Raw genomic sequence first — 18,775 nt, forward strand, 5'->3', positions numbered from 1 at the left:
CCACAAATTCACGTATCATTTTAAAAAAACACTCGTGAATTCGTGGCAAATTTTTTATTTACAGCTTTCAGCTTGTATCTGCTTTGCTCGTTCTTCGCCGTACGTTGGGTAAAATTCACCTGCTGGCTTAAAGGTAGCAAAAAGTTCTATGGCACGCTGAATGTCCTTGCAGTAGGGTTCAATGGATTGGCCAAAATATTTTGCACCACCCATGTCCCATTCGGCTTTTGCCAAAATAATCCGAGGATTGTTGGGTGCAAGCCCCAAAGCTTTTCCGTAAAGCTCCGAAGCTTTTGGAGAGTAGGTCATGCCGTATTGTTGACCGTCAAAAACAATCCAAGCCGTGTATAACTGTGCCTGCAAAACCAGTAAGTCTGGGTTGTCTTTTGAGATTGCCGTAGCGTCATTGATGAAATTCTGGGCCTTGTCCAGTTGCGCTTTCAGCTTAGTTCCGTCCTTTTCAGTAAAACTGTTGATTACGTTGATTTGTGCCACGTAGTACGGTGGCAACCAGTTGTCCGGTTCAGCGGCTGCAATTCTTTCAAAAACATTTGCGGCTTCCCACGATTTGTTTTCCTGCCAAAGTTGAAAAGCTTTACGCATACCCTGTTGGTATTTGGTTGGTTCGGCAGCTGCATTTACTGCAGAATCTGTTTGCCCCTGCATAATTAGGGCCGTGAAAAAAATCATTAAATAAGTGACTACGTTTTGCATGGTTTCTATTTTTTAGTTAGTATTAATTTATATTCAAATTTCCCCTAAAATACCCAGCTTTTAAAAATTGATATTCTGAACTGTTGATTTTTATGGATGAATTGTGGCATTACAGATTGTCCAGCTGATTGTCCTTTCCATCATCACTAATGGTCCAGAATAAGCCGACAAAAAAGAACTGATCTGCCGCGGGAAGCAACTCCCTTCGGGCAAAGTTTCCGTTTGCATCCGCAGTGTTTGCATATTGATACCCATTCACGTTTTTAAAAGCAAAAACATTGTTTATTGAAGCATAGAGAATTTTTTGTTGTGAAATTAAATACGCCCAATTCAAACTTAAACTGTTATATCCCTTGGTTTTTTTCTGAAGAAATCCAGGCTCATTCAAATCGGTATAAGTTCTGCCGCTACCGTATTGATAGCTGAAACCTATCTGGCTTTTCCAATCATTTATCCAGTATTTCGCAACCACGGAAAGGTTGTGGGTATTTGCAAAATTGGGCATAGCTTTTATTGGATAATTTCGGTATTTTCGTTCGGTGTCCAAATAGGAATAGCTTACCCAATAATCTACATTTTTGATGGAATTATTATCGCGCCAAAACAAATCCAGCCCCTGTGCATAACCATCGCCATTGTTTAAAAATGTGGTATTTACATCAGGAAATTCATCATTATAGGTAACAAGATTGGTGTATTGCTTTCTATAAATTTCAGCACGGAAAATTCTATTATTGGCTGAGTATTGATAGTTCATAATATAGTGCTGGGTGTGCTGCGCTTCCAGGCTGTTTGTGAATTTGAGCACTTCACTTTCCGGTTGCTGAAAGAAATCGCCATAAGCTAATGAAAGCTGGCTGCTCTTCCCTGTTTTGTATGCAAAAGAAATTCTTGGAGAAATTGTAAATTCGCTGAACAATTCACTATACTCTCCACGAACGCCCAGTTTTAGGGCAAGTTTCCGTGAAAAAATAATATCGGCCTCTGTAAATGCTGCGGAAATATTATTGTTGAAACCTAAATTTGCGTCAACATTGGGGTCGTCATAATTTTCATTGAAATCGGTCACAAACTGTTCTGCGCCAAAATTCATTTTAAAACGATTGCTAAAGCGTTTTTTCAATTTCAATTTAAAGTGTGCTGAGTTTTCAACATCTTTTATATTTGCATCATCAATTCCAACTTTAGTTTTTCCATACGTGTAACTTCCACCGCCAAAGATTGTCCAGCCTTTATTTAACATTTCACTGTAACTTGCGTTGGTGTAAAAGTTTTGATTGTTTAGCATAAATCGTGTTCCATCTGGCTGATTGATGTCATCTTGCGTAAGCTCAAAATCTGAAGTATCAAAAGCCCCGTAAACCTTTAGTAGCCCATCCCCTATTTTTTGACGGAAAACTGCTTCACCCGAAGCGGTCTCAAAAGGTTTTTGCCAATCATTTCTATCTGGCAAAAGTGCGATATATGGCGCCAAATTTATATAGGAAGCATTAACGCTCAACGAGTTTTTTTCCCACTTTTCAGTGTGCCCCAACCCAGCGCCCACGCTCATAATGGCAATGTCTGTCTTTTCTTGGGTTGACTCATCAATGGTATTCAAAAGCAATACGGATGATAGCGCCTGCCCATATTCCGCGGAATACCCGCCTGTGGAAAACGTAATGCCGTCAAAAAGAAAAGGGCTGTAACGCCCACGGGTGGGAACATTATTGGTTGTTGGGCTATAAGGTGTAAAAACACGGATACCATCAATAAAAATCTGTGTTTCCCCGGCATCGCCACCTCGTACAAAGAGGCGTCCGTCTTCTGCAACGGTCGTGGTTCCGGGAAGGGTTTGCAATGCGCCCACAAAATCGCCCAAAGCACTGGCTGTTGTTACAATATCCAAAGGTTTTAAAACCGAAATCCTACTGTTATCGCCCGCAGAAAAGGAACCTGCAGAAATGGTTACGGTCTCCAAGGAATTTACATCTTCGCGAAGTGTGATTTTTAAGTTTTTCATTTTCGTAACATCTTCCACAAACTTAAAGGGCTCAAAAGAAACGTAAGAAATAATCAAGACCTGCGTGCCTGTTTCGGTAGTTTCAAAAGAAAAATTTCCGTTCGCTTCGGTTGTGCTTCCATCATAAGCACCTTCCAAATAAACGTTGGCTCCAAATACCGGCATTCCCTTGTTGTCCATAACCGTCCCTGAAATGGTGGTTTGTGCCAATAACAAGCTCGGCAAAATAGCTAGTAAAAAAGTAATAACTGAAATCTTCATAAAATGGTTGGTTTTATTTTCAGGTCAAAGATTAAATTTTGGTGTATTTTTTCAGAATAAAATAGACCGAACTGTAGAATTTAGGTCTTCAAATGTAGATTCACTCCACAAACTCCAAAATATCCCCAGGCTGGCATTCCAAAGCTTCGCAAATGGCCTCCAGCGTGCTAAAGCGCACTGCTTTTGCTTTTCCGGTTTTCAAAATGGAAAGATTGGAAAGCGTAAGTCCTACTTTTTCGGAAAGTTCGTTTAATGACATCTTCCGTTTGGCCATCATTACGTCCAAGTTTACTATTATAGGCATAATTTAAATTGTTAGTTCGTTTTCGCTTTGTATTTCCACTCCCTTTTTAAAAACCAATGCTATAATGTAAATAATGCCCGCAAAAAATAGAAATTGCTCGGCACCCCAGTCTATTTGGAGGGTGAGTCCCTGCCTCATTATACGGTTTGCATAATTTTCCGCAATGATGGCCACAACCCCAATGCTCAAGGCATAATGGCTCATTTGTGTAATGACCGAGGCTGTTTTTTCATTGAAAGGATAGTTTAAATCAAACTTCATAAAAAGCTTGATGACAAGGTAGGCAAGATAAGCTTTCAGGGCAGATAAGGTTATTGAAAAGCTGGCTACACCAATGTAGTGCTCCACGTTGAAATTGTATAAATCCAAAAGGTCGAGCCCCATATACGTATCTTCGGCACCATTAGAATTGATAAAAAGGGTCACAAAAAGAGAAACGAGTAAAGCTCCAGTTTCTATGCACAAACCGATGAATACGATCCAAAATATAATATTCATCACTTTCATTATAATATTTGTTTTCATTTACGGTTGATTTAAAATTACTTTGCGAAAGTAAATAAATATTTATTGATAAACAATAAATATATTTTATTTATCAACAATTATTTTTTTAAAGGGAGTAATTTTTTTAAATGTAATTATCTAAGCTTTTTTGGAACTTACGGTTTTTACTGAAAAATTCAACAAAGCTTTTTTAGGAAGGAAGAAATGGAAAATTGTATCTTCGGAAGAAAAGAAAGCACCATGACCGATTCACAAAAAATAGATGCTTTTATTGCAAAGCAAACAAAATGGAAGGAAAAACTAGAAAAGCTGCGTGAAATACTATTGCAAACAGATTTGAAAGAAGAATTAAAATGGGGCAAACCCACCTACACCCTCAACGGGAAACTGGTAGTGGGAATGGCCGATTTCAAAAACCATATGGCGCTGTGGTTCCATCAAGGCGTGTTTTTAAAAGACAAACACAACAAGCTCATAAACGCCAAGGAGGCCAAAGCCCTTCGGCAATGGCGCTTTGAAGAAAATGATAAAATTGAACAAAAAATTGTTTTGGAATATGTAGAAGAAGCTATAGCAAACTGCAAAGCTGGAAAGGAATTAAAACCTGTGCAAAAAAAAGGTGTTTCAATCCCGCCGTTACTGGATGAAGCTTTTAAAAAAGACACAACTTTAAAAGAACATTTCCAAAAACTAACTCCCGGTAAACAGCGGGAATATGCCGAATATATAACCGAGGCGAAACAGGAAAAAACCAAATTGAGTAGATTGGAAAAGTGTATCCCAATGATAAAAAATGGTGTTGGCCTTCACGATAAATACAAAAACTGCTAATGGCCATAAAACCACATTTTGAAAGATACACCACGCGCCAACTTTGGTTTTACACGCGGCGGGCTTTTTGGATCTTGGTAGCTTGGATTATCATTTCAAACGTCATGTTTTTTTATGAATTCATAACCCTGAAAAGCAATGGAGTATTGAGTTCAAGCTATGATTTTTATTCAGCAGTAATGGCCAACCTCATCGTCGCTATTTCAGCAGGGCTTATCGGCGGTATTGTTACCGTAAATTTAATGGAGCGCTGGCTCCGGCGGTTGGTTTTTTGGAAAGCACTTTTGTATTTAATTATTGCGTACACACTTACGGCTTTTTTGGTAGGTTCCCTTGGAGCTATTTATATAAACAGCGAAGACTTGGGAGTACCTTTCTATTCTTGGGAAGTACTACAGGAAACGTTTTATTTTTTTGGCACATGGCTTTTTATAAAAAATTATATTATTTGGCTTTTTATCGTTTTGGTAACGCTTATCGTTTTAATGGTAAACGATAAGTACGGACCGGGGGTTTTTCCAGATTATTTAATAGGAAGATATTTTCGCCCAAAGCACGAGCGACGTATTTTTATGTTTGCCGATATAAAAAATGCAACGGGAATCGCCGAAAGCTTGGGTGAGGAAAAATATTTTAATTTTTTAAAAGATTTCTTCAGGCACATAGCGCCTGCTATTGTTCAAACCCGGGGCGAGGTGTATCAATATGTGGGAGATGAAGTTGTTGTGTCGTGGAAAATGAAATGGGGACTGAAACATGGCAATGCCATTCAATGTTTTTACAGTATGAAAAAAATCATCAAATACAAAGCACCCAAATATTTAAAAAAGTACGGTGTTGTCCCCGAATTTAAGGTTGGTCTTCACTACGGCACGGTAATGGTTGGTGAAATTGGGCAGATAAAACGCGACATTGCATTTTCTGGCGATGTTTTAAATACAACTTCACGCATACAGGCCATGTGCAACGAACTTGATGTTGAGATTTTAGCTTCCAAACAATTTGCTGACATAGCCTACAGGCTGCCAAAAGGGGTAACCAAAAAGGAACTTGGAAAAGAAAAACTGCGCGGAAAAACCGAAGAAATAGAAATGGTTACGTATGTGAAAAAGTAATTTTTTTTTAAAACATAAAGTTTAAACGCTTAAATCTTTAATCTATGAAAACAGACAACTACACAAAAATCATTTTGACAATCATTGCAATTTGTTTGACGATAAATATAATAAAGGACTTTGAAATTTTCCCATCGGCCTATGCAAACGAAACTGAAAATGTAACCCAAAAACCTTTTCCTGAAGTGCTGGACGTACGTTTGGTAGATATTAATACATACGATGAATTAAACGTAAACCTAAAAAGTGTTGATACCTACGATGAAGTAAAGGTAAATCTAAAAAAAATTGAAACCTCCGATGAATTGGATGTCAACATTGACGAAATTGGCGGGGGTTGGGTTTCAAACGGCGGCCCCATTCCGGTAAAGGTGCAATAACTATTTTTTGAACGGACGAATTATCAACCGTGCGGCACGATCGTAATTTATATAGCTATATGTCCAATTAAAAAAAGTTACTACCCTGTTTCTGAAACCCACTAAAAACCACAGGTGAACGAACATCCATAAAAACCAAGCAATAGCACCGCCAAAGTGCAGCTTGCCCATATCTACTACAGCTTTATTTCTACCTACGGTGGCCATGGTTCCTTTATCAAAATATTCAAAAGGTTCCATGTTTTTGTCCTTCAGCATTTTTCTGAAGTTTTTCCCCAAATGCTTTCCCTGTTGAATTGCAGGTTGCGCAACCTGCGGGTGTCCCTTGGGATATTCCTCTGTTTCCATTAGTGCGATATCGCCCAGTGCATAAATATTTTCAAAACCCTTTATTTTATTGAATTCATCCACTTTATAACGATTGGCTTTTTCTATTAAAGCTTCGCCATTTATTCCCTTTATAGGTGCTCCCGTAACTCCGGCAGCCCAGATGAAGGTTGCGGTCTCAAATTTTTGCCCATCTTTTGTAGTAACAGTCTTTCCGTCATAATCACTTATAAAAGTTTCCAGATGAATTTGAACACCAAGTTTTTCTAAAAATTTTTGTGCTTTTTCTGAAGCTTGTTCGCTCATTGGCGGAAGCACCCTATCCAATCCTTCAATTAGATGGACGTTCATTTCTTCTTCTTCCAGCTCGGGATAATCGTTCTCAAGAATTCCTTTTCTAAATTCCGCCAAAGCTCCGGCAAGTTCCACGCCAGTAGGCCCAGCCCCTGCAATCACAAAGTTCAGAAGTCGTTTTCTCTCTCTTTCATCTGTGGTTATATCTGCCTTTTCAATATTCTGTAGCATCAAACTGCGAATGTTTAAGGCTTGCGGCACCGTCTTCATAGGCATACTGTTTTCGGCTATGCTATCATTTCCGAAGAAATTGGTACGCGTACCCGTAGCAATCACCAAAAAATCATAATGTAAACTTCCTATTGAGGTATGGATAGTATTGTTTTCAGCCTGGATGGTTTCAACCTCAGCCATTCTGAAGTGGAAATCCACGTTTTTTCTGAAAATTTTGCGAAGCGGATATGCTATGGAGTCCGGTTCAAGCCCCGCTGTGGAAACTTGGTATAGCAAAGGCTGGAATGTATGGTAGTTATGCCTGTCAAAAAGTATGATCTGCACTTTTTCCTTTTGAAGCTTTTTTATGAAGGAAATACCAGCAAATCCGCCACCTATAACTACAATTCGGGGCACACTGGTTTCTGGAATATTCATCGTTTTTTTTATAGCTTAAATTTAGGCATTGTAAAGGGAGTTCGTTTAATTTTTATGATTTTTGTAACAAAGCTCTTTCGGCAAATACTAATCAAAAGCTAACAAACTACCATTGAACAAAGAACTGGAACATAGTTTTGTGACCCAACTGGAGGAGAACCAAAACATTGTACACAAAATCTGTAGGTTATATACCAATGACAGTGACGCTCACAACGATCTGTTTCAGGAAATAACCATTCAGCTTTGGCGGGCTTACCCCAAATTTCGGGGCGATTCCAAGTTTAGTACCTGGATGTACCGAGTAGCCTTGAATACCGCGATTACGCTTTATAGAAAATCAAAACGCAGCATTAAAACACAGGATTATGAAGGGGTGAGTTTTAAAATTTCCTCTGAACCCTATGACGACACCACCGAGCAACAACTGAAACTTATGTACAGCGCCGTGAAGGACCTGAACGATATTGACAAAGCGCTGGTTTTTCTTTATCTGGAAGACAAAAACTACAGGGAAATATCTGAAACCCTCGGAATTACCGAAGTAAACGCAAGAGTAAAAATGAACCGGATAAAGGAAAAATTACGAACCATTTTAAATCCGTAACCCACTATGGATCAACTTGAACTATTAAAAAAACAATGGCAAAGCACGGAGCAGGAGCTCCCCAAGCTTTCCTATGAAGATATTTATAAAATGCTGTTGAAGAAATCCTCTTCAATCGTAAAATGGATATTCTATATAAGTATTGCGGAGATTCTCTTTTGGACGCTCCTTTCCTTTCTGGTACCCGAATCCAGCACCAAGTTTAGCGATGACATTGGGCTTCACAATATTCTGGTGGGGGTAAACGTGCTCAACTATACGGTCTTTGGAGTTTTTATCATTCTTTTTTACCGAAACTATCGCAAAATCTCAACTACCGATTCCATAAGAGATTTGATGAAGAATATTCTCCGTACGCGTAAAACGGTAAAGTATTTTGTGATCTACAATATTACCGCCTCCGTTTTGCTCATTATAGGAATAAACATTTTCTACTATTTCAACCAAGATATAGTATTTCATTTTATGACCGAAGATTACGGGATCACAAAAATTTCACAAGAAAGATTTATGAAGATGTTTTTCGCAATACAAATACTTTTTGGAATTGTGATGATCGGTTTTATTCTGCTGTTCTACAGAATTGTTTACGGAATTCTTTTAAGAAGACTGCACAAAAACTATAAGGAATTGAAGAAGATAGAGATTTGAAAAAAGGGAGTCAGAGAATAAAGCTGTAATAATCCAATCTATCACAGCCAGCAAGGTTTTTTGATGGGTTTGTTCGCAATATTTTTACAACTACCGTCTACAGACTACCAACTACCGACTAAATTTAATACCGCCATTCCCGCTCCTTGTTGAGCTCCTCCTCGCTCTGTATTTCGGAAGTAGGGATCACCTTCAGAAAAGATGGATGCTGCTCTATGGCGTACTCCAACTTTTCCACAATCTGTTCCATTGTTTCATTTTCGTAATCAATATCCAAGGGAGGTTTAATTTCCATCGATTGGAGGATGCCGCGTTTTTTTATTCGAATTCCCTTTTTATCAAAAGACCTTCTGAAACCGTCTATGACGATAGGCACTACCACAGGTTTATTTTTTTTGATAATATGCGCGGTGCCTCTTCGAATAGGCTTCCAAGGTTTGGTGGTGCCCTGTGGAAAGGTTATCACCCAGCCATCATTGAGTGCTTTGGTAATGTTACTAACATCGCTCATCTTTACCTGTTTATTGACTTCCTTTCCTTTTTCACGCCAAGTGCGCTCAATACTTACGGAGCCGGCGTAGGCCAGAATTTTCGGCAATAAACCATCTTTCATGGTTTCCTTTGCCGCAACAAAATAAATATTCAGTTTTGGATTCCACAGGTAACCAATGTTTTTGATGCTATCCTCCCGCCCGTGCAGGCTCGCATTAAATACGTGCAGCATCGCCGCAACATCGGCAAAATAGGTTTGATGGTTGCTTACAAAGAGTACATTTTTGTCCGGCAGTTCCCTTAGAATTTCACTACCGTCAATTTTCAATTCATTAAAACCCTTAAAGCGTCTGTGTGTCAACAGACCCGCTATCCGTATCAGCCAGAGTTTTAAGAAAAGTATGTGTCCAAAAGGATTTTTTTTGAAGAGACTCATTTTTTCAGTAATCAGTGGTCAGTGCTCAGTACGCAGGTATGGTTTTCAAGTTGGGGCTATTAAATTTCGTACTTCCTGTTTTGAATTTCGTTTAACCCAGCAAATATACTAAAATAAGCTGTTACAGTGCCATTTTCAACAATTCCCGCACTTCGTTGAGCATCATAGCGGTAGCGCCCCATACGATATGACCGTTCAATTGAAAGGCTGGTACTTCAATGCTTTCGGCGTAGGATGTGGACAAGGTTTGGGTGGTAATGTTCAGATCGTCCATAAAATCGCGCAAGTTCACTTCTATTAAGGCTTCCACCTCCTTTTCCTCGGGAACGAATTTTGGAGGCTGGGAAGTGATTCCCAAAAAGGGCTGTACAAAAAAATTGCTCGGCGGAATGTAGATTTCAGTGAGTTGCTTTAAGACCGATATAGCGCTGCGCGGCACGCCCACTTCTTCCTCTGTTTCGCGGAGGGCCGCATCCTGAATGTTTTCGTCCTCGGGCTCCAATTTGCCCCCGGGAAAACCAACTTGTGCAGAGTGAACCCCGTGATACGTTTTCCGAAGAATTAAGATCAATCGCGTTTCAAAATCTTCCGAAGGATAAAAAAGAGACAGTACACCGGCCCTTTTTGCGGAATTTTGATTGCGCGCCACACGTTTTAATTCCTGAAGGCGCTCCATTGGCGCCATTTTAAATTGGACCGTTTCGCCGGGAAGTTCCATTTTTGTTACTTTTACAATCCGTTTTTCAAAATCGCGAAAATCCATTTATGAGAAAGTTGATTATTTATTGCTTGGGAATTGTGTTGTTCTTCGGAAGCTGTGAAGATAAGAAAAAGGCTTCCCAAACTGAAACTGAAATCGAAAACGAAATCAAAACTGAAGGAGAAAAAAAAATTGAATCCAAAAAAGAAGAAACTCAAAATTTTCCGGAAATCACGAATGAAAACGCAGTTTCCTTTTTAACTGAATACGGCGAGAAAAATCCCGAAACCAAAGTTTTGATTACCACACGTTTTGGCGATATTGAAATTGAACTTTACAAAGATACCCCCCTGCACCGCGCCAATTTTATCTATTTGGTAAAGCAGCATTATTTTGATGAAACGTTCTTTCACCGCGTTGTTCCAAATTTTATAATCCAGGCGGGAAATAGTGACCTTACCTCAACCCAAAAAAAGCGCGCGGAACTCGGAAAGGAATATTTGCTTCCCGCAGAAATAATTCCCGGGCGTGTGCACGAATATGGCACGGTTTCCGGCGCAAAGGAATACCGCGAAAACCCCGATAACAGAACGGCGCCGTATGAATTTTTTATATTTCTTGGGCCAAAATCTTCTACCACACATTTAAACGGAAAATACACCATCTTCGGAAAGGTGACTAAAGGAATGGACGTGGTGGAGGAAATCTCAAAAGTGAAAGCGGATGATGGGGATTGGCCGTTGAACAATATTTATATTTCGGCAAAAGTGATAGAGTAGAAAATTCCAAATCACAAATCCCAAATTCCAAATTCCAAATTCCAAGCAAAAGATCAGAGGGTTTTATCTTTTTAAAAATTTATTCAATTATTCTTCTAAACTTTTAAACTCATAAACTTTTAAACCCGTAAACTTCTCAACCCATCAACTTCCTTCCAATTCATCATTCCTGTAGATACTCGGCAACGAAAGATTGAAATAAACCGCCAATAATCTAACTATCATTACGATGGAGCCTGAAATAATGACGATAAAATCTTCGGGTATGGGGGAATACTGCAACAGAAAGTACGCAGACGCGCCCAGGATACAGGCCGTGGCATAAATTTCTTTTCTGAAGATAATCGGGATCTCATTACAGAGAATATCTCTCAAAACACCGCCAAAACAGGCTGTCATGGTTCCCAACGCGATGCAAATTATAGGGTGAAAACCAGCGGCAATCCCCTTTTCCACACCTACAATAGTGTATAGCGCGATCCCGATAGTGTCAAACAAAAACAATGATCTGCGTATGTAACCCAGTCTTTTTCTGAAAATAACTGCAAAAATTGTGGAGCCAAAAATTACATAAACATAGGTAAGGTTGCGCATCCATGCCACGTTGGCATCAATAAGAATATCGCGCAATGTTCCACCGCCAACAGCCGTTACAAAGGCAATTATCAAAATCCCGAATGGATCCAACCGTTTATTGAGGGCCGTAAGCACCCCTGAAATAGCGAACGCGATGGTCCCTAAAATGTCTATGAGTAATATCAGCTTCACATGTTCTGTGTAAAATGGTTATAATCGCGCAGTACGGTATCTATATATTGTTTATCGTATAAATCTGAAGACGTTTCCAAAACGCTTTCCACTTTTTTCCGAAGCGCGTTCAAGGTTTTGAAATCGTTGGATTTTATTGCAATAAGATAGGTTTCCTTTATAAGTCTGGCGTCTTTGTCGCTCAGTTTGGTTACGTTTAAAAACTTGGGTTGATAGTCTTCAGCTATTTCTTCCAAAATAGTGTGGCTTATTTTTACCTTGCTTTTTGTACTTATCACAACAGTTCCCGCAGCATGGTCACCCACCCTCTGTCTCTTATCGGAAAAAATAATCGACAGCAAGCCGATGGAACCCAAGAAAATCCAAATATCTACCAACCGGAGCATCCACAAAACCATATAATCGCTCCAGCGCGCGGGACTTCCGTCCACTTTTACCACGCGGGTTTTCATCGCCATCTTTCCTACGGTCCTTCCGTTGAAAAGGATGTGCATATAAAGCGAATAGAACATTACCGGCAAAAGCAACAATTGCTGAAGCCCAAAAACAGTCCAATTATCACTAAATGCCATATTCATTGCCTCGGTGGCCAATTCTACGATATAGAAATACACAAAAAACAGGAAAAGGTCTATAAGAAAAGCCAAAATACGCTCGCCCACACTTACTATCTTATAATCCAGATTTACGTTTTGGGTTGTATTGATTTCTAAGTTTGCCATGTAAAAGCAAGTGGTTATATTTATCGAAAATTTAAGAAGATGCGCGAAGCGGCATTCGTCAAGCAAAATAAGGAAAAATGGATTGCATTTGAAAAAGCAATCACACTTAATTCAAAAATAAGTCCAGACCAGCTTGCGGACCATTACATTCAGCTCACTAACGACCTTGCCTATGCGCAAACTTATTACCCTGATAGCAAGGCACTTCAGTATTTAAATTCGTTGGCTTCGCAAGCGCACCAAAAGATTTACAAGAATAAAAAAGAAACCAAAAACCGCATTGTGACTTTTTGGAAATACGAGTTTCCGCTGTTTTTCCGGCAGCATCAGCGTATGTTGCTCTTTTCATTTTTGCTGTTCGCTACAGCCACGGCAATTGGCGCTATTTCCGCGGTAAACGATGATTCATTCGTTCGGTTGATTCTGGGCGATAGTTATGTAAACGAAACCTTGAACAATATCGACAAAGGCGACCCGACCGCCATTTACAAAAGCGGAAGTGAAATAGGTACCTTTCTGGGAATTACCATCAACAATATCCGCGTGGCGTTTTTGGCGTATGCCTTTGGCGTGATTACCTCTTTGGGAACGGCCTACATATTATTCAGCAATGGCGTGATGCTCGGGGCCTTTTTCACCTTTTTCTACAACCGCGACCTTCTTTTCGAAGCCTCTAAAAGCGTTTGGTTGCACGGTACCATTGAGATTTCGGTAATCGTTATTGCAGGCTGTGCGGGAATGGTAATGGGCAACAGCATTCTTTTCCCCAAAACATATTCACGGAAAGTTTCATTTTTGAAAGGCGCAAAGGACGGTCTTAAAATTGTGGTCAGCACCATTCCCTTTTTCATCATTGCCGGGTTTATTGAAGGGTTCATAACCCGTTACAGCAATATGCCCGTTTGGTTGGCAATGACCATTATTTTTAGTTCCTTGGCGCTTATTATTTATTATTACGTTATTTATCCCATTATCCTCAACAAAAAGCATGCAGCACAAACATATACCGCTTAAACGGCAGCGCGACGTAGGCGAAATAATTACCGTCTATTTCGAGTTTTTTAAACAGAATTTCAAGCCTTTTTTAAACATTTTCATAAGCTACAATGGGCTCTTTATTCTCGGATTTTTGGGAGTAAGCTACCTTTTGGTAACTGGTTTTGTTGGCACTTTTGTCAATACGCCCGTTTATGGAATTGATACCGATACTTCAAACTATCAGGCCTATTTTATCGGCGGTATCATTGGGTTTATAATTCTTTTCGTAGTCACCGCAATTCTCAATTACAGTCTGGCCGCGGCTTATATGATTCAATATGAAAAAAATAAAGGGGAAACCGTAGAAAAAAGCCAAGTTTGGGAAACCGTAAAACAAAACCTCGGCAAAATAATTCTCTTTATCGTTTTGATGATTTTGATGTATTTCGTGGTTATGGTGGTCGGGATGGTTATTTCTTTCATTCCGCTTTTGGGCACCATTGCATACTACATCTTGGTTTTGGCATACAACGGCTGGATGGGCCTTTCATTTATGGCCATGATAAACGACAATAAAGAAGTAACCGACGCTTTCGGGGAAGGCTGGAAACTTTTGAAAAGTTTCTTTTGGAAAAGCGTGCTCTCAAATCTGGTAATCGGAATGCTGCTCGGCATTTTAATGATGGTCGTTTTGATGGTTCCGGGCATTTTGATTGGTGTCTATGCCTTTCACTCTTTGGATACAGGGGTGGATCTTGCCAATTCAGCCGTGGCTAACGTAATATGGACACTGGCCCTCGCACTGCTACTAATACTCTATACACTCAACCAGTCCATGATACAATTTGTGAATGGGGTGCTATATTATTCCCTGCACGAGGAAACCTATAACGAAGCCACGCGCGAGCGTATCGAAAACATTGGCGCCGGTGAATAGATACCACTTCATATTAATTTTTCTTCTGAATTCCTTCGCTGCAACGGCATTCGGAACGGATAGTTTGACCGTTGCGGTGGACAGCACTAAGGTTGCTCCAAAACATTTTTCTGAAAATTTAAGTGAGAAATATTCCGGAAGTGATTTTGAATACGATTCCATGGAAGGCGAGGCCGAAAACTTCTTGGGCCGCGCAATCCAATGGTTTTTCAAAAAAATTGGGGAAATTTTCGGCATCCATCTTTCACCGGAAATGTACCAAGTCGTTAAATTCATTATTTATGGCCTGCTCATCGTTTTCGCAATTTATATTTTGGTGAAATTGCTCGTGGGCGATAATGCTTCGTCCTTTTTCAGCAGAAAAAGCAAAATGGTCGCCCCGCTCAATATTCAGGAGGAACACATTGAAAATATTGATTTGGACAGCTATATAAAAAATGCCCTAAAGGAAGAAAATTACCGCTTGGCGATTCGCTATATGTATCTTAAATCGCTGAAATTACTGTCGCTGAACAACATCATCGATTGGCATTTTGAAAAAACCAATAGCGACTATTACCGCGAAATTGAGAATATTACTTTAAAGGAAAATTTCAAAAAAACTTCCTATCTCTACGACAACATTTGGTACGGCGAATACGCACTGGATAAGGCCGGTTTTGAAAACGCCCAAAAAGATTTTGAACGACTCAACCAAAACCTGAAAAATGCTGGATAAACGTTCAAAAAGGGTACTGTGGATTTTCGGAATCGCGTTGCTGGGCATCGTGATTACGGAGCTCGTTCGCCCAAAACCTATCGATTGGCGCGCCAGTTACACTTCGGCAGATAAAATTCCGTTCGGCGGGTTTGTGCTTTTTGAGGAAGCTCCTTCCCTATTCAAAAATGCCGAAATAGAAAAGATTGTCAAAGACCCGTACGAGTTTTTGACGGACAGCACCTATGCGCAAAATTCGGCCTATATTTTTATTAATGACGAAATATTCTTTGATGAAAGACAGACCGATGAAATTTTAAAATATGTGGAAAACGGAAACACAGTGTTTATCGCTTCCCGCAGCATTGGTTACATTCTGAGGGATTCCCTGGGCATCGAATCCACGGCCAATTACAATATTTTGGAAGAAGAAATTCGCCCTCAATTTTTCTCGCCTTCCCTAAAGCAGGATTCGCTTCCCGCTTTCAAAAAAGGCGTTTTTAAAGCTTCCTTTAACGAAATTGACACCTTAAAAACCACGGCCCTGGGATACTATAAAAATTCCGAAAGTGTATTGGGAGATTTGAATTATGTGAAAATAAACTTCGGAAAAGGACAGTTTTTATTGCACAACCTACCCGAAGCCTTTTCGAATTATTACCTTCTGGAAGGCAACGAACAATACGCCGCCAACGTATTTTCATACATTGATGCGGACAAAATTTATTGGGACGAATATTTAAAATCAGGCCGAAAAGTGGTCACTTCGCCCATGCGGTTTGTTTTGGATCAAGCACCGCTTACTTGGGCATATTATGTTTTGATTGGCGGATTATTGATTTTTGTACTTTTCAAGGGAAAAAGGGAACAGCGGATTGTGGAAGTGATTGAGCCGTTGGAAAATACTTCGGTGGAATTTACCAAAACCATTGGCGACCTGTATTTTCAGCATAAGGATTACAGCAATATTATAGCGAAGAAGATTACTTATTTTTTGGAAACTCTTCGCTCAAAATACTATGTGAACACAAACGAAATTACGGAAGATTTCATCAAAAAACTGGCGTTGAAAAGCGGAAATACGTTGGAAAAGACACAGAAATTGATGCACTTAATAAAACACTTAAAAGAAAAATCAGTCCACAGCGAAGCCGATTTGCTGGAACTGAACAAGCAAATAGAAGCATTTAGACTATAAAATTATGGAAGAAACACAGGAAAATCCGTTGGAATTCAATTCGCGAATTGATTTAAAAAATCTGCAGGAAGCTGTTGAAAAAATTAAGGCCGAACTCGGAAAGGTAATTGTTGGGCAGCACGATATGTTGGAAATGCTCATCATTTCAATACTTACGGACGGCCATTCGTTGATTGAAGGCGTACCGGGCGTTGCGAAAACCTTGACCGCAAAGCTGTTGGCAAAGACCTTGGCGGTAGATTTCAGCAGAATCCAGTTCACGCCAGATTTGATGCCGAGCGATATTTTGGGGACTTCAATCTTCAACGTAAAAACGAGCGAGTTTGAATTCAAGCAAGGTCCCGTTTTCTCAAATATTGTTTTGATTGACGAAATAAACCGTGCCCCCGCAAAAACACAGGCCGCGCTTTTCGAAATTATGGAAGAGCGCCAAGTAACGATGGATGGCACAGAATATAAAATGCAACCGCCATTTTTGGTCTTCGCAACCCAAAACCCTGTAGAACAGGAAGGAACGTACGCCCTGCCCGAAGCGCAATTGGACCGTTTTCTTTTTAAAATAAATGTGCCCTACCCCACTTTGGAAGAGGAAATCCACATTCTTACAAACGAGCACCACAGGAAAGATGCTTTCGTTTTGGATAGCGTGACACAAGTGCTGAACGCAAAACAGATTGCGGAATACCAGCACACCATAAAACAAATAATTATTGAAAGCAATTTGCTGAAATACATCGCAGCAATAGTTGACAATACGCGAACCAACGCCAACTTATTTTTGGGTGCCTCTCCACGTGCATCGTTGGCAATTATGAACGCTTCCAAAGCATTGGCCGCAATGAACGGCCGCGATTTTGTAACGCCGGACGATATTAAAAAAATTGCTCCTTCGGTTTTAAGGCATAGAATTATGCTAACCCCAGAGCGCGAAATGGAAGGAATAACGGCAGATAAAGTGGTGCAACAGATTATTGAGACCATCGAAATTCCGAGATAAAGATGCTGGGTGCTGGGCGCTCAATAGCGGATGGCCAATAGAAAAACCCGAAACTTGAAACAAATTTTAAAAAGTGAAGAAATTCCTTAAAAGCCTATACCTAAAAAAACGATTTTTCAGCGTGCTGTTCTCGCTGGCGGTTATGTTTGTGTTTTCTTACTTCTTCCAAGAATTGTTTGGCGTGGTTAAGCTTTTATTTTATTTGCTTTTGGGAGTTTTTGTTTTCGATATCTTCTTATTGTATCGAAATAAAACTGGAATTCAGGCACAGCGAATACTGCCTGAAAAACTTTCCAACGGTGATGATAATTCCATTGAAATTAAGGTTGTAAATAGGTTTCAGTTTAAAACTTCCGTGAAAATTATTGATGAATTGCCCATTCAGTGGCAGATTCGCGATTTTAAGATTGAAGCTATTTTAAATGCTTCCGAAGAAAAGAAATTCACCTATCAAGTTCGGCCAACAGAGCGTGGCGAATATCACTTCGGAAATTTGAATGTATTTTCCTCTACGGTTTTGGGATTGGTTGCCCGGAAACAACAGTTTTCCGCGGAAGCGATGGTGCCAAATTACCCTTCGTTTCTTCAGCTTAAAAAATATGATTTCATCGCTTTTACCAATAGACTGAAACTTTTCGGACTTAAGAAAATCCGAAGAATTGGCCATACCATGGAGTTTGAGCAAATAAAGGATTACACTTCGGGCGACGATGTGCGGAACATAAATTGGAAAGCCACGGCAAAACGAAACAGCCTGATGGTAAACCAATTTCAGGATGAAAAATCGCAGCCGGTATATTCGGTAATCGATAAAGGAAGGGTGATGAAAATGCCCTTCAACCAATTGAGTTTGCTGGATTATGCAATTAATGCTACGCTTGTTATTTCAAACATAGTCCTCAAAAAACACGACAAAGCGGGAATGTTTACCTTTTCCCGAAAGGTGGAAGACCGTGTTATCGCGCAACGGCGAAGTGCCCAAATGCACCTTATATTGGAAACACTTTACAATGTGGAAACCGATTTCTCGGAAAGTGATTTTTCAAGATTATATGTTGATGTGAAGCGACATATCAAGCAACGAAGCCTGCTTTTGCTCTTCACAAATTTTGAAACTATGGATGCTTTGCACCGTCAGTTGCCGTATTTACAGGCAATCAACAAAGCCCATCTTTTGGTGGTTATCTTTTTTGAGAATACCGAGTTGAAATCCTTTATGCACAAAAAAGCAACCACCACCCATCAAGTTTTTGAGAAGACAATTGCTGAAAAATTTATTTATGAAAAGAAGCTGATCGTAAACGAGCTACATAAATACGGCATCCAATCCATTCTTACCGCGCCGGAAAACCTTACGGTGAATACCATCAATAAGTATTTGGAAATAAAGGCGAGAGGGCTTCTTTAAATTTTCACTATAAATTATA

At 39.8% G+C, this 18,775-nt stretch carries 21 protein-coding genes; 12 read left to right on the top strand and 9 right to left on the bottom strand.

Annotation, left to right across the window (positions count from 1 at the left end):
- Positions 1 to 54 precede the first annotated feature (54 nt).
- From LS48_RS00905 to LS48_RS00920, 4 genes are all read right to left on the bottom strand, one after another.
- Positions 55 to 714 carry a hypothetical protein gene (locus tag LS48_RS00905; RefSeq protein ID WP_062619050.1) on the bottom strand — a complete coding sequence of 220 codons (660 nt, stop codon included), beginning with the start codon at positions 712 to 714 and terminating at the stop codon, positions 55 to 57.
- A 109-nt stretch (positions 715 to 823) separates the two neighbouring features.
- On the bottom strand, positions 824 to 2,977 hold the full coding sequence (locus LS48_RS00910; RefSeq protein WP_062619052.1) for a TonB-dependent receptor: 2,154 nt from the start codon (positions 2,975 to 2,977) through the stop codon (positions 824 to 826).
- 100 nt (positions 2,978 to 3,077) lie between these two features.
- On the bottom strand, positions 3,078 to 3,281 hold the full coding sequence (locus LS48_RS00915; RefSeq protein ID WP_045079935.1) for a helix-turn-helix domain-containing protein: 204 nt from the start codon (positions 3,279 to 3,281) through the stop codon (positions 3,078 to 3,080).
- A gap of 3 nt (positions 3,282 to 3,284) precedes the next feature.
- Entirely contained in the window at positions 3,285 to 3,806 is a 522-nt protein-coding gene (locus LS48_RS00920; protein WP_062619054.1) for a DUF2975 domain-containing protein, read from the bottom strand.
- Positions 3,807 to 3,992: 186 nt separating this feature from the next.
- On the opposite strand from LS48_RS00920, the gene LS48_RS00925 reads away from it, so the two are divergent.
- Genes LS48_RS00925 through LS48_RS00935 form a run of 3 tightly spaced genes read left to right on the top strand, consistent with a single transcriptional unit; the run spans position 3,993 to position 6,114 of the window.
- Positions 3,993 to 4,619 (top strand): YdeI/OmpD-associated family protein, encoded by a 627-nt coding sequence (locus LS48_RS00925; RefSeq protein WP_235810990.1) that lies wholly within the window; start codon positions 3,993 to 3,995, stop codon positions 4,617 to 4,619.
- Positions 4,619 to 5,734 carry an adenylate/guanylate cyclase domain-containing protein gene (locus LS48_RS00930; protein WP_062619058.1) on the top strand — a complete coding sequence of 372 codons (1,116 nt, stop codon included), beginning with the start codon at positions 4,619 to 4,621 and terminating at the stop codon, positions 5,732 to 5,734. The genes LS48_RS00925 and LS48_RS00930 overlap by 1 nt, the downstream gene beginning before the upstream one ends.
- Before the next feature lie 44 nt (positions 5,735 to 5,778).
- Entirely contained in the window at positions 5,779 to 6,114 is a 336-nt protein-coding gene (locus LS48_RS00935) for a hypothetical protein (RefSeq protein ID WP_062619061.1), read from the top strand.
- Here LS48_RS00935 and LS48_RS00940 read toward each other — a convergent pair whose 3' ends face one another.
- On the bottom strand, positions 6,115 to 7,386 hold the full coding sequence (locus LS48_RS00940; protein WP_062619063.1) for an NAD(P)/FAD-dependent oxidoreductase: 1,272 nt from the start codon (positions 7,384 to 7,386) through the stop codon (positions 6,115 to 6,117).
- Positions 7,387 to 7,498: 112 nt separating this feature from the next.
- Between LS48_RS00940 and LS48_RS00945 the strand changes: the two genes are divergently transcribed.
- Together LS48_RS00945 and LS48_RS00950 are read left to right on the top strand one after the other, a co-directional pair.
- Positions 7,499 to 7,993 (top strand): RNA polymerase sigma factor, encoded by a 495-nt coding sequence (locus LS48_RS00945; protein ID WP_062619065.1) that lies wholly within the window; start codon positions 7,499 to 7,501, stop codon positions 7,991 to 7,993.
- A gap of 6 nt (positions 7,994 to 7,999) precedes the next feature.
- Positions 8,000 to 8,644: a DUF8845 family protein gene (locus LS48_RS00950; protein ID WP_062619067.1), complete on the top strand. Its 645-nt coding sequence runs from the start codon at positions 8,000 to 8,002 to the stop codon at positions 8,642 to 8,644.
- A 124-nt stretch (positions 8,645 to 8,768) separates the two neighbouring features.
- On the opposite strand, the gene LS48_RS00955 is transcribed toward LS48_RS00950, so the two are convergent.
- A complete protein-coding gene (locus LS48_RS00955) occupies positions 8,769 to 9,572 on the bottom strand; it encodes a lysophospholipid acyltransferase family protein (RefSeq protein ID WP_045079941.1) in 804 nt (267 codons plus the stop codon).
- A 121-nt stretch (positions 9,573 to 9,693) separates the two neighbouring features.
- Positions 9,694 to 10,335 (bottom strand): NUDIX hydrolase, encoded by a 642-nt coding sequence (locus LS48_RS00960; protein WP_062619069.1) that lies wholly within the window; start codon positions 10,333 to 10,335, stop codon positions 9,694 to 9,696.
- A gap of 2 nt (positions 10,336 to 10,337) precedes the next feature.
- On the opposite strand from LS48_RS00960, the gene LS48_RS00965 reads away from it, so the two are divergent.
- Positions 10,338 to 11,051: a peptidylprolyl isomerase gene (locus LS48_RS00965; protein ID WP_045079943.1), complete on the top strand. Its 714-nt coding sequence runs from the start codon at positions 10,338 to 10,340 to the stop codon at positions 11,049 to 11,051.
- Positions 11,052 to 11,195: 144 nt separating this feature from the next.
- Here LS48_RS00965 and LS48_RS00970 read toward each other — a convergent pair whose 3' ends face one another.
- Complete coding sequence (locus LS48_RS00970) at positions 11,196 to 11,819, bottom strand: trimeric intracellular cation channel family protein (protein ID WP_062619071.1); 624 nt, start codon at positions 11,817 to 11,819, stop codon at positions 11,196 to 11,198.
- Complete coding sequence (locus LS48_RS00975; RefSeq protein ID WP_062619073.1) at positions 11,816 to 12,541, bottom strand: RDD family protein; 726 nt, start codon at positions 12,539 to 12,541, stop codon at positions 11,816 to 11,818. The genes LS48_RS00970 and LS48_RS00975 overlap by 4 nt, the downstream gene beginning before the upstream one ends.
- A 39-nt stretch (positions 12,542 to 12,580) precedes the next feature.
- Here LS48_RS00975 and LS48_RS00980 point away from each other — a divergent pair, with 39 nt between their 5' ends.
- The 6 genes from LS48_RS00980 (at position 12,581) to LS48_RS01005 (ending at position 18,756) form a co-directional block, all read left to right on the top strand.
- Positions 12,581 to 13,555, top strand: coding sequence for a stage II sporulation protein M (locus LS48_RS00980; RefSeq protein ID WP_062619074.1), 975 nt, complete (start codon positions 12,581 to 12,583; stop codon positions 13,553 to 13,555).
- A complete protein-coding gene (locus tag LS48_RS00985; protein ID WP_062619077.1) occupies positions 13,530 to 14,456 on the top strand; it encodes a hypothetical protein in 927 nt (308 codons plus the stop codon). Before LS48_RS00980 ends, LS48_RS00985 begins: the two co-directional genes overlap by 26 nt.
- Entirely contained in the window at positions 14,449 to 15,174 is a 726-nt protein-coding gene (locus LS48_RS00990) for a hypothetical protein (RefSeq protein WP_062619079.1), read from the top strand. Before LS48_RS00985 ends, LS48_RS00990 begins: the two co-directional genes overlap by 8 nt.
- Positions 15,164 to 16,351, top strand: coding sequence for a DUF4350 domain-containing protein (locus LS48_RS00995; RefSeq protein ID WP_062619081.1), 1,188 nt, complete (start codon positions 15,164 to 15,166; stop codon positions 16,349 to 16,351). The genes LS48_RS00990 and LS48_RS00995 overlap by 11 nt, the downstream gene beginning before the upstream one ends.
- 4 nt (positions 16,352 to 16,355) lie before the next feature.
- Positions 16,356 to 17,348, top strand: coding sequence for an AAA family ATPase (locus LS48_RS01000; RefSeq protein WP_062619083.1), 993 nt, complete (start codon positions 16,356 to 16,358; stop codon positions 17,346 to 17,348).
- Between the two features lie 73 nt (positions 17,349 to 17,421).
- Positions 17,422 to 18,756 carry a DUF58 domain-containing protein gene (locus tag LS48_RS01005; RefSeq protein WP_062619084.1) on the top strand — a complete coding sequence of 445 codons (1,335 nt, stop codon included), beginning with the start codon at positions 17,422 to 17,424 and terminating at the stop codon, positions 18,754 to 18,756.
- Positions 18,757 to 18,775 lie beyond the last annotated feature (19 nt).

It is taken from the genome of Aequorivita aquimaris (assembly GCF_001573155.1).
GTDB classification, from domain to species: Bacteria; Bacteroidota; Bacteroidia; order Flavobacteriales; family Flavobacteriaceae; genus Aequorivita; species Aequorivita aquimaris.

What these genes read in the sequence shown, in the direction of transcription:
- LS48_RS00965 (WP_045079943.1), top strand. Translation starts at nt 10,338, where the DNA reads ATGAGAAAGTTGATTATTTATTGCTTGGGAATTGTGTTGTTCTTCGGA.
- LS48_RS00985 (WP_062619077.1), top strand. Translation starts at nt 13,530, where the DNA reads ATGCAGCACAAACATATACCGCTTAAACGGCAGCGCGACGTAGGCGAA.
- LS48_RS00950 (WP_062619067.1), top strand. Translation starts at nt 8,000, where the DNA reads ATGGATCAACTTGAACTATTAAAAAAACAATGGCAAAGCACGGAGCAG.
- LS48_RS00910 (WP_062619052.1), bottom strand. Translation starts at nt 2,977, where the DNA reads ATGAAGATTTCAGTTATTACTTTTTTACTAGCTATTTTGCCGAGCTTG.
- LS48_RS00995 (WP_062619081.1), top strand. Translation starts at nt 15,164, where the DNA reads ATGCTGGATAAACGTTCAAAAAGGGTACTGTGGATTTTCGGAATCGCG.
- LS48_RS00940 (WP_062619063.1), bottom strand. Translation starts at nt 7,386, where the DNA reads ATGAATATTCCAGAAACCAGTGTGCCCCGAATTGTAGTTATAGGTGGC.
- LS48_RS00955 (WP_045079941.1), bottom strand. Translation starts at nt 9,572, where the DNA reads ATGAGTCTCTTCAAAAAAAATCCTTTTGGACACATACTTTTCTTAAAA.
- LS48_RS00960 (WP_062619069.1), bottom strand. Translation starts at nt 10,335, where the DNA reads ATGGATTTTCGCGATTTTGAAAAACGGATTGTAAAAGTAACAAAAATG.
- LS48_RS00925 (WP_235810990.1), top strand. Translation starts at nt 3,993, where the DNA reads ATGGAAAATTGTATCTTCGGAAGAAAAGAAAGCACCATGACCGATTCA.
- LS48_RS00905 (WP_062619050.1), bottom strand. Translation starts at nt 714, where the DNA reads ATGCAAAACGTAGTCACTTATTTAATGATTTTTTTCACGGCCCTAATT.
- LS48_RS00975 (WP_062619073.1), bottom strand. Translation starts at nt 12,541, where the DNA reads ATGGCAAACTTAGAAATCAATACAACCCAAAACGTAAATCTGGATTAT.
- LS48_RS00930 (WP_062619058.1), top strand. Translation starts at nt 4,619, where the DNA reads ATGGCCATAAAACCACATTTTGAAAGATACACCACGCGCCAACTTTGG.
- LS48_RS00980 (WP_062619074.1), top strand. Translation starts at nt 12,581, where the DNA reads ATGCGCGAAGCGGCATTCGTCAAGCAAAATAAGGAAAAATGGATTGCA.
- LS48_RS00935 (WP_062619061.1), top strand. Translation starts at nt 5,779, where the DNA reads ATGAAAACAGACAACTACACAAAAATCATTTTGACAATCATTGCAATT.
- LS48_RS00915 (WP_045079935.1), bottom strand. Translation starts at nt 3,281, where the DNA reads ATGCCTATAATAGTAAACTTGGACGTAATGATGGCCAAACGGAAGATG.
- LS48_RS00920 (WP_062619054.1), bottom strand. Translation starts at nt 3,806, where the DNA reads ATGAAAACAAATATTATAATGAAAGTGATGAATATTATATTTTGGATC.
- LS48_RS01000 (WP_062619083.1), top strand. Translation starts at nt 16,356, where the DNA reads ATGGAAGAAACACAGGAAAATCCGTTGGAATTCAATTCGCGAATTGAT.